We start from the raw sequence: 9,215 nt of genomic DNA, 5'->3' as shown, positions 1-9,215 counted from the left end.
GCGTTCTGCGGACGCGGCGCCGCCGCCGGCACCATCGAGTGCGGCGACAACGCCACGGCAGGTCCGCAGGCCGTCAACAGCCTGGCGATCGGCACCAACGCGCAGGCCCAGGCAGCGGGAGGTATCGCGGTGGGTCACAACGCAACGGCGGTGCAGTCCAACTCCGTGGCCATCGGCAGCGGTGCGGTCGCGCAGTCCTCGGTGGCGGTGGGCACCGGCGCGCAGGCGCTGGGCACCAACACCACGGCGCTGGGAGACAACGCCAGCGCGACCGGCGAGTTCGGCGTGGCGATCGGCAACAACGCGCAGGCGACGGCGGCCAACAGCGTGGCCCTGGGCAATGGATCAGTGGCGGACCAGGCCAACACCGTGTCGGTCGGCTCGGCCACCAACCAGCGTCGCATCACCAACGTCGCCAGGGGCGTGGACGCAACCGACGCCGTCAACATGAGCCAGCTCGGCGACGTGCGGCATTCGGTCGACAAGTTCCGCAGGGACCTCAGCGCCGGCATCGCCTCCATCGCCGCGATGTCGGCCCTGCCCGATCCGAGCGTCGGCAAGCGCTTCTCGGTGGGCGTGGGCGCGGGCACCTACGACGGTGAGCAAGGCTATGCCATGGGCCTGAAGGCCGCGCTGACCGACAGCATCAATGTGACCGCTGCCGTCGGTGGCGCCACCAGCGGTGGCAACGCCAGCGCTTCGGTCGGCGCCGGATTCAGTTGGTAAAGTCGCCCATGCCGTCACCGTCGATCTCAGACGTCAACGCAAAGGGCTTCGGTCCGGCCGTGCTCGCTCAATCTCCAGGAACAAGCTCCGTGAAAGTCCGTGTGCTGGTCATCGAGGACGACGACGACCTGCGGGACACGCTATGCCGTTATCTCACCGGCATCGGCATGGAGGTGCATGACCTGGATCGCGCCGAGAAGCTCGACGAGCATCTGGCGCAGCATCCGGTCGACCTGCTGGTCTGCGACGTGAACCTGCCGGGCGAGAGCGGCTTCTCCATCGTGGCCCGGCTGCGGCAGATCTCGCGGGCGGGCGTGATCATGCTCACCGGACGCGGGCAGGACGAGGACCGCATGCTCGGCCTGTCGCTGGGCGCGGACCACTACCTGCTCAAGCCGGTGAACCTGCGCGAGCTGGAATTCGTGATCCGCAACCTGCACCGCCGGCTGAGCGAGGCGCCGGCCGTGGAGCCCGACCCCCCTGCGCAAGGCGTCTGGAAGTTCGACGCCAAGGTCTGGGCCCTGACGGCGCCCAACGGCAAGCCCGCGCAGCTCACGATGTCGGAGTACCGCTTGCTTCAATGCCTGGTGACGCGCGCCGGCGACGTCACCACGCGCGAGCAGCTGCTGGCCGCGATGGATCGTCCCAATCTGGAGATCTACAGCCGCAACCTCGACGTGACGGTGTCGCGTCTTCGCAAGAAAGTGGAAGACGCCTGCGGCCAGAAATTGCCGATCAGTTCGGCGCGCGGCATCGGCTACGTGTTCAACGGGCGCGGCGAGATGGTGGGCTGACGGGACCGGGGTCCCGGGTCGTCGCCCGCTTCAGGCTCGATCCCGTCGGCCGCATCCACGGAGCAGTGCTGCAGGTAGGCCTCGGCCTCGCCGCGCGTGTCGCGCAGCACGATCCGCGCGGTCGTGCAGACCTGCAGCGATTTTCCGAATTCTTCCTGCGCGAGCTGCTTGTACTGCCGGACCTGCCGCGCCCAGGCCGCGGGTTCTTCGCCGAACAGCGCGACCAGCCCGATGTCGGCCGGCACCGTCGTGAGCGCCGGCATCGTGTTGGCGCAGAACACGCCGAGCTTGAGCCGGTTCGCGTTCCAGATTGGATTGCGGCTCGCGCGCTGCGCGTTCGGATCGTTCATCGGAAGGCGTCCCTATCGCGAGACCGGAACGAAGCGCAATGGCAGCGCGCTCATCGAACGGAATTGGAAGTTCGCGCGCCGCGGCGCGTCACCGGGGATCTCGAACGAGCGCCAGCGCTTCGCGAGCCGCTCGAACGTGACCACGCCTTCGAGTCGCGCCAGGTTGTTGCCGATGCAGAAATGGCGAAACCCGCCGAACGCGAGATGCTGGTTGTTGGGGCGCTCCAGGTCGATGCGATCCGGATCGTCGAAGCGCGCCTCGTCGTGGTTGGCCGACAGCAGCGACATCCACACCGGCTCGCCCGCCGGAATCCGCGTACCGGCGACGATCTGGTCCTGCTGGAAATGCCGGAACGTCATGCCCACTGGCGATTCCCAGCGAATGAATTCCTCGACCGCCGGCGTCGCCAGCCGTGCCGGATCCGCGCGCAACCGCTCGAACTGGTCGGGCTGCCGGCCCAGCGTGTAGAGCCCCGCCGCGATCATGCCCATCGTCGTATCAAAGCCGCCGGTGAGCAGCGACAGGACGGTCGAGACCAGTTCGTCGGGGCTCAGGCGCTGGCCGATCTCCTCGGCCTGGATCAGCGCCGTGAACAGATCGTCGGCGGGATGCGCGCGACGGTAGGCGATCAGCTCGCTGATGTAATCGATGTAGTTCTGGCAGGCGCGATGACAAGCCGCGATGCCCTCGGCGTCGTTGGCGGCCGGCAGGAAGATGCGGAAGAAATCCGGCGTCCATTCCAGCAGGCGCATGCGATCCGCGGCCGGAATGCCGAGGAATCCGCAGATCACGCGCAGCGGCACGACGAACGCGAGTTCGGTGACCGCCTCCATCTCTGCGCGCGCCTCGACGGCGTCGAGCGCCTCGTCGACGACCGTTTCGATGCGCTCGCGCATGCCGGCCACGCCCTTGCGCGTCAGCGCGGCCTCGGCGAGCCGGCGGATGCGCGTGTGCACCGGCGGATCGTTGAGCACCATCAGCCCGCGATAGATGCGCTCGGCCGGACCGCCCGCCAGCGGCGCACCGTGGTCCGTACCCGGCGGCTTCATCAACGCGTCGGTGTCGCGCAGCAGCGTGCGGATGTCGTCGAAGCGCGTGACCAGCCAGGTACCGCCAGCGATCGGCGTGTGCTGCACCGGCGCGTGCTGGCGCAGACGGCGATAGGTGCCGAGCAGATCGCCCAGTTGCGCCGGATCGTTCGGATCGAAGACCGGCACCGCCGATGCGTCGCTCACAACGCCGTCCTCAGGAACGTGGCGACGGCGTCAACGTCCTCCAGCGGCCGCGCGTTCGTGCGCGTCCACAGGTCGTGCATCACCGCCTCCGCCAGACGCGGCACGTCGGCAGCCTTCACGCCGACCTCGGTCAGGCTGCGCGGCATGCCCAGCGCGCGGATCAGGCGATCGGTCACCTGGCTGGCCGGCTCGTTGGCGCGGCCCAGCGCCGCGCTGATGCGCGCCTGCCGCGCGCCGTTCACCGGCTCGTTGAACGCCAGCGCGTACGGCGCCATTACGCACGAGGTGTGGCCGTGCGGAACATCGAAGGTTCCGCCGAGCGCATGACCGGTGGCGTGGCTGATGCCCATCGGCACGCCGGCGATGATCGGGATCATCGACTGCCAGGCGCCGATCTGGCACTTCAGCCTTCCTTCCATGTCGGTGGGATCGGCCTTCACGCGCATCAGCCCTTCTGCGAGCAGCCGCAACGCGCTCTCGGCCAGCCCGTCGCAGAACGGATTGGACATCAGCGAGCCCAGCGTCTCGCAGGCATGGTCCACGGCGCGCACGCCGGTGGAGAGCCACAGCCACTCCGGCGTGTGCCGCGTCAGCGCCGGATCCAGGATCACGCAGACCGGCGCCATGCGCCGGTGCAGGTAGCCCTGCTTGAGCTTCACGCGCTCGTCGGTGGCGCCGGACAGCGGATTGAATTCGCCGCCGGACAAGGTCGTCGGCACGCAGACCACGCGCACCTCGGGTCCGTCGAAGACCGGCCAGGACAGCCCCTGATCGGTGACGACGAAGTGATAGGGATCGAAGTCTTCATGCTGCTGCCAGCCATGGCGCAACGCGAGCGCGACGATCTTGGCGGCATCGGTCACCGAACCGCCGCCGAGCGAGACGATCAGGTCGGCGCCCGCGGCACGCGCCTTCTCGGCCGCCGCCAGCACGCTGGCACGCGGCACGTGGGGCTTGACGCCCGAGTACACACCGGCGCAACGCGCGCCGAGTGCGTCCTGCACGCGCCGCACCTCGTCGGTATCGCGCACGAGGCTGTCGCTGGCGATGAGGAACACGCGTTGTGCGCCGAGCCGCTTGGCCTCGGCACACAAGGTCTCCGCGGCCGGCTGGCCCATCAGCACGCGCTCGGTGGCGGTCTGCTCGAAAGTGGCGGCGGTCATGTCAGAGTCCCTGCGGTGCGTAGCCGTCGGTCGTGCGCGAAACACGCGCGACGTGACGGCCGGCGAAGTGGGCGGGAATCATGATGGCCTCTTCGTGTGCGACACGCGCCAGCACGTTCTGACGCGTCACGCGCGCCTGCCCGGGGTCCTCGCAGAAAATGCTGTTCCAGTCCGGGCAGAACACCTGCAAAGGGTGATGCACGATGTCGCCGACGAAGATCGCGCGCTGACCGCGGCTCTCGATCGTGATGGTCTGGCTGCCGGGCGTGTGGCCCGGCGCAGGATCCATGCGCAGGCCTTCGAACAAGGTCGTCGTGCCGCTGACGACCTGCGCCATGCCTCGCTCGAGGATGGGCTTGACGCTGTCGTCGAAGAAGCCGGTGTTCACGCCCTCGCCGATCTTGTCCGGGAAACGATGCCGGTTGGCAGGGTCCCAGTACTGCGCGTCGGGATCGGTGAACACGTACTGCGCGTTCGGGAACGTCGGCACCCAGGCGCCGTCCTGCAGCATCGTGTTCCAGCCCACGTGATCGACGTGCAGGTGCGTGCAGATGACGACGTCGATGGACTCACGCGTGAAGCCGGCGCTGGCCAGCGTCTGCAGGAACGGCGTGTTCAGATGCCCGAAGAGCGGGATGCCCGGCCGTTCCTTGTCGTTGCCGGCGCCGGTGTCGATCAGGATGCGACGGCCCCCGAGCTCGATGACGAAGCTCTGCAGGCAGGCGCGCAGGGCATCCCTCTCGAGGTCCAGGTAGTCCGGCGGAATCTGTCGTTTGACCCTCGCGTAGTCCGCGGCATCGAAGCCGGCGAACAGCGTCTGCGGCGTCATGAACAGGCCGGACCATTCCTCGATGCGATGGATGCGCGCATCCCCGACCGCTATCGGTGAGCTCATCGTCTTCTCCTCTCGTCTGGCTACGGTACGGAGGCGTGTCCGGACCGCCCGGGTGCTTTTCGGTATTTGGAGCTACTCTGCGGTAACTATAGGCATGGTGATTTGCAGCGTCCATCCCTGCCCCGCATCCGCTTCGCCCGAAACAAAGGCGCGCAACAACCCCACGTAGGCTGGGATGAAGCACAGCGAATCCCAGCGGAGACCTGGTATGCGAGCGACGATGCCGGGATTCGCTGCGCTTCATCCCAGCCTACCTCGAGACTGGTGAAGGTGCGGAAGGCTCGCGACGAACACGCGGCGTCGCGACGGAGCATGTCCGCCCATCCTTCTCGGCGATGTCGACTCGAAATCCTACTCTGGAGTAGGATCGCCATCAGACAGCCGGCAGCCCCATGCCGGCGCGCGCCGAGGAGCCGCTGCATGAGCGCAACGACGATCGAGGTCGAGGACGGCCCGCCGGGGCCGGTCCACGCCGATCCGCGAGTCCCTGCACGGGATCGCGTCGTCACGCGCGAGCTGCTGGAACGCTGGTGCCGCGAGCAACCCGACAAGGTGTTCCTGAAGTTCGGCGACGACGGCGAGGAGTGGACTTACGCGCGCCTGCGCGAACTCACGGTGCAGACGGCGCTGGGCCTGCAGCAGCTCGGCGTGCGCCAGGGCGATCACGTGCTCGTGTGGATGCCCAACAACCGCGATTGCCTGCGCGTGTATTTCGCCGTGCAGTACCTGGGCGCCGTGTTCGTCGCCATCAACACCGCCTACAAGGGCTCGCTGCTGGCCCACGTCGTCGACAACGCGGACGCCCGCATCGCCGTGGTTCACGCCGATCTGCTGCCGCGGCTGTGCGATGTGGATACGGCCGCGCTGCAGACCGTGATCGTCGCCGGCGGGCGCGCTCAAGGGCCCGCCGCACTGCGCTGCGTCGCCTACGAGGATGCGTTGCTGCCGGCATCCGGCCGCCTCGCAGCGCCGGCGCGGGCGATCGAGCCCTGGGACCCCTGCGCCATCATCTACACCTCGGGCACGACGGGTCCGTCGAAAGGCGTGCTGTGCTCCTACCTGCACCTGTTCAGCAACGCCGGCCCTGAAACCTGGCCGTTCGTGACTTCGCAGGACCGGTACCTCGTGAACATGCCGATGTTCCACATCGGCGGCGCCGGCGGCATCTACGTGATGTTCGCGCGCGGCGCCTCGGTGAGCTTCGTCGAGCGTTTCGACACTGCGACGTTCTGGTCGGTGGTGCGCGCCACGCAGACCACGGTGGGCTTCCTGCTCGGCGTCATGGCCGCGTTCCTGGAGAAGCAGCCGCCGGGCCCTGGCGATCGCGATCATCCGCTGCGCCTGGTGCTGATGGTGCCGCTGTCCGGCGACATCGCCGCGTTCTCCGAACGCTTCGGCCTGACGGTCCACACGATCTTCAACATGACCGAGATCTCCTCGCCGATCGTCTCCGGCCCGAACCCGACGGTCCGTGGCACCTGCGGCAGACCGCGGCCCGGCGTCGAGGTGCGGCTGGTCGACGGCAACGACTGCGAGGTCGCGTGCGGCCAGGTCGGCGAGATGCTGGTGCGCACCGACCGGCCCTGGGCCATGAACGGCGGTTACTACAAGAACGCCGAGGCCACCGCGCGCGCGTGGCGCAACGGCTGGTTCCACACCGGCGACGCGTTTCGCGCCGACGAGCACGGCAACTTCTATTTCGTGGATCGCATGAAGGATGCGATCCGCCGCCGCGGCGAGAACATCTCCTCGTTCGAGGTGGAGGCCGACGTCGTGCGCCATCCCGCCGTGCGCGAGGCGGCGGCGGTGGGCGTTCCCAGCGAGATCGGCGAAGAGGACGTCATGATCGTCATCGCGCCGGTGCAGGGGCAGACGATCGATCCCGCCGAGCTGCTCGAATTCCTGCGCGCCCGCATGGCGCACTTCATGGTGCCGCGCTACGTGCGCATCGTTGCGGAACTGCCGAAGACGCCGACGGCCAAGGTCCAGAAGAACCAGCTGCGCGAGATGGGCGTCACTCCCGATACCTGGGACCGCGAACAAGCCGGCATCCGTGTCCACATGGATCGCATCGGCCAAGGACGAAACCGATGAGCGACACGATGACCGCACACGAAGCCCTGCAGGCGGCTTCGGTTCCCACGCTGCTCGCGTGCCTCGCGCACATCACCGGCGAGCGCCGCTGGATCGAACCGCCGTTCCTGCCCAAGCGCGACATCGCACTGTTCGCCGAACCCTCCGGCGGCCTGCCGCAGGATCTGCAGGACGCGGCGCGCACGGCGATGGCGCAGGTTCTCGAAGAACTCGCCGACGGCCGCCGCAAGCTCGCACCGCAGCCGGACGACGCAATGATGCTCGACACGATGCGCACGCTGCTGTCGGAACAGGTGGCGCCCGAGTACGTGCCGATGGTGCTCGAGGAAATGGGCCTCGCCGACCGGCGCGTGCACTGGAGCACCACGCCTCCGGTGAGCAAGCGCGAACCGCTGCACGTGCTGATCATCGGCGCCGGCGTGTCCGGGCTGTGTGCTGCGGTGCGCCTGGGCGAACTCGGCATTCCGTACGAGATCGTCGAGAAGAACGACGAGGCCGGCGGCACCTGGTACGAGAACGACTATCCCGAGTGCGGCGTCGACACACCCAATCACTTCTACTCGTTCTCGTTCGAGCCCAACCTCGACTGGTCGAGCAACTATTCCAAGCGCGGAGAAGTGCTCGACTACCTCCTGCGCATGGCGGATCGTCGCGGACTGCGGTCGCGGATCCGCTTTCGCACCGAAGTGCTCTCGCTGCGCTGGCACGAGGACCGGCAAGCCTGGTGCGCCGTGCTGCGCGACGCCGACGGCCGCACGTCCGAGCGCTGGGCGCCGGTCGTCATCACCGCCGTCGGCCAGCTCAACCGTCCCCGGATGGCCTCGTTTCCCGGCATGGAAACCTTCACCGGGCCGTCGTGGCATTCGGCGAAATGGCCGGCCGGCACGGACCTGAAGGGCAAGCACGTCGCCATCGTCGGCACCGGCGCGAGCGCGATGCAGCTGCTGCGCAGCGTCGCCGAAGAGGCCGCGGAGGTGACGGTGTTCCAGCGCTCGCCGCAGTGGGCGCGCGAGGATCGCGACTACCACGGCCACGTCGATGAGGCCGCGCGCTGGCTGCTGCGGCACGTGCCCTACTACTACGCCTGGTATCGCTTCGGGCTGATCTGGCGCTTCGGCGATGGCCTGCTGCACACGCTGCGCAAGGATCCCGAGTGGCCGCACGCGGCGCGCTCGATGAACCGGCGCAACGATCGTCATCGCGAGGTGATGACGAAGTACCTGCTCTCGCAACTCGAGGGGCGCGACGACCTGATCGCGAAGTGCCTGCCGGACTATCCGCCCTACGGCAAGCGCATCCTGATCGACAACGGCTGGTACGCGTCCTTGCGCCGCGACAACGTGGACCTCGTCACCGAAGCGGTGGCACGCGTGGACGGGCCCGAGATCGTCACGGACAGCGGCGCGCGTTATCGGCCCGACGTCATCGTGCTGGCCACCGGCTTCGAGGCCGGCAAGATGCTGGCGCCGATGGATGTCCACGGCCGCGGTCCGCGATCCCTGCGAGACCTGTGGGGCGACGACGATCCGCGCGCGTATCTGGGCACGACGGTCTCCGGCTTTCCGAATCTGTTCCTGTTGTCAGGCCCGAACACCGGCCTTGCGCACGGCGGCAGCCTGATCTTCATGAGCGAATGCCAGATGCGCTACATCACCGGTTGCCTGAAGGCGATGACCGAGCGCGGCATTGCGACGCTGGACGTACGCCAGGACGTCCAGGACGACTACTGCCAGCGTGTCGATGACGAACACGGCCAGCTCGTCTGGACGCACACCGGCATGCGCAACTGGTATCGCAACGCGAAGGGCCGCGTCTTCTCGCCGGTGCCGTGGCGGCTGGTGGATTACTGGCGGATGACGCGCCATCCGGACCTGTCGGATTTCCATGTGCAGGCGGTCGACGAGGCGGTGCCGTCGGCCTCTTAGCTTAGGGTGCGCCCCGCGCACCTCACGATGCC

Annotated in this window: 8 protein-coding genes; 4 read left to right on the top strand and 4 right to left on the bottom strand. The window is 68.1% G+C overall.

Translation table 11 applies throughout. The features are described 5' to 3' along the window. The coding region (locus tag DFR24_RS24055) for a YadA family autotransporter adhesin (RefSeq protein ID WP_211346652.1) at positions 1-726 on the top strand (726 nt) is incomplete at its 5' end. Between the two features lie 89 nt (positions 727-815). Then, positions 816-1,520 carry a response regulator transcription factor gene (locus DFR24_RS24050; protein WP_210772582.1) on the top strand — a complete coding sequence of 235 codons (705 nt, stop codon included), beginning with the start codon at positions 816-818 and terminating at the stop codon, positions 1,518-1,520. On the opposite strand, the gene DFR24_RS24045 is transcribed toward DFR24_RS24050, so the two are convergent. Genes DFR24_RS24045 through DFR24_RS24030 form a run of 4 tightly spaced genes read right to left on the bottom strand, consistent with a single transcriptional unit; the run spans position 1,484 to position 5,164 of the window. Beyond that, on the bottom strand, positions 1,484-1,870 hold the full coding sequence (locus DFR24_RS24045; RefSeq protein ID WP_133884013.1) for an LLM class oxidoreductase: 387 nt from the start codon (positions 1,868-1,870) through the stop codon (positions 1,484-1,486). The genes DFR24_RS24050 and DFR24_RS24045 overlap by 37 nt on opposite strands. 12 nt (positions 1,871-1,882) lie before the next feature. Then, positions 1,883-3,106: a cytochrome P450 gene (locus DFR24_RS24040; protein WP_133884012.1), complete on the bottom strand. Its 1,224-nt coding sequence runs from the start codon at positions 3,104-3,106 to the stop codon at positions 1,883-1,885. Beyond that, positions 3,103-4,269: an iron-containing alcohol dehydrogenase gene (locus DFR24_RS24035; RefSeq protein WP_210772649.1), complete on the bottom strand. Its 1,167-nt coding sequence runs from the start codon at positions 4,267-4,269 to the stop codon at positions 3,103-3,105. The genes DFR24_RS24040 and DFR24_RS24035 overlap by 4 nt, the downstream gene beginning before the upstream one ends. A 1-nt stretch (position 4,270) precedes the next feature. Beyond that, a complete protein-coding gene (locus tag DFR24_RS24030) occupies positions 4,271-5,164 on the bottom strand; it encodes an MBL fold metallo-hydrolase (RefSeq protein ID WP_133884011.1) in 894 nt (297 codons plus the stop codon). 420 nt (positions 5,165-5,584) lie between these two features. On the opposite strand from DFR24_RS24030, the gene DFR24_RS24025 reads away from it, so the two are divergent. Both DFR24_RS24025 and DFR24_RS24020 read left to right on the top strand, forming a co-directional pair. Beyond that, on the top strand, positions 5,585-7,258 hold the full coding sequence (locus DFR24_RS24025; protein ID WP_133884010.1) for an AMP-binding protein: 1,674 nt from the start codon (positions 5,585-5,587) through the stop codon (positions 7,256-7,258). After that, positions 7,255-9,183 (top strand): flavin-containing monooxygenase, encoded by a 1,929-nt coding sequence (locus tag DFR24_RS24020; RefSeq protein WP_133884009.1) that lies wholly within the window; start codon positions 7,255-7,257, stop codon positions 9,181-9,183. Before DFR24_RS24025 ends, DFR24_RS24020 begins: the two co-directional genes overlap by 4 nt. Positions 9,184-9,215: the final 32 nt, after the last annotated feature.

The organism is Panacagrimonas perspica (genome assembly GCF_004364935.1).
GTDB lineage: Bacteria > Pseudomonadota > Gammaproteobacteria > Nevskiales > Nevskiaceae > Panacagrimonas > Panacagrimonas perspica.
This window is presented reverse-complemented; position numbering and strand designations above follow the sequence as displayed.

Coding starts and splice junctions, on each gene's coding strand:
- DFR24_RS24020 (WP_133884009.1), top strand. CDS start 7,255: ATGAGCGACACGATGACCGCACACGAAGCCCTGCAGGCGGCTTCGGTT.
- DFR24_RS24025 (WP_133884010.1), top strand. CDS start 5,585: ATGAGCGCAACGACGATCGAGGTCGAGGACGGCCCGCCGGGGCCGGTC.
- DFR24_RS24035 (WP_210772649.1), bottom strand. CDS start 4,269: ATGACCGCCGCCACTTTCGAGCAGACCGCCACCGAGCGCGTGCTGATG.
- DFR24_RS24045 (WP_133884013.1), bottom strand. CDS start 1,870: ATGAACGATCCGAACGCGCAGCGCGCGAGCCGCAATCCAATCTGGAAC.
- DFR24_RS24030 (WP_133884011.1), bottom strand. CDS start 5,164: ATGAGCTCACCGATAGCGGTCGGGGATGCGCGCATCCATCGCATCGAG.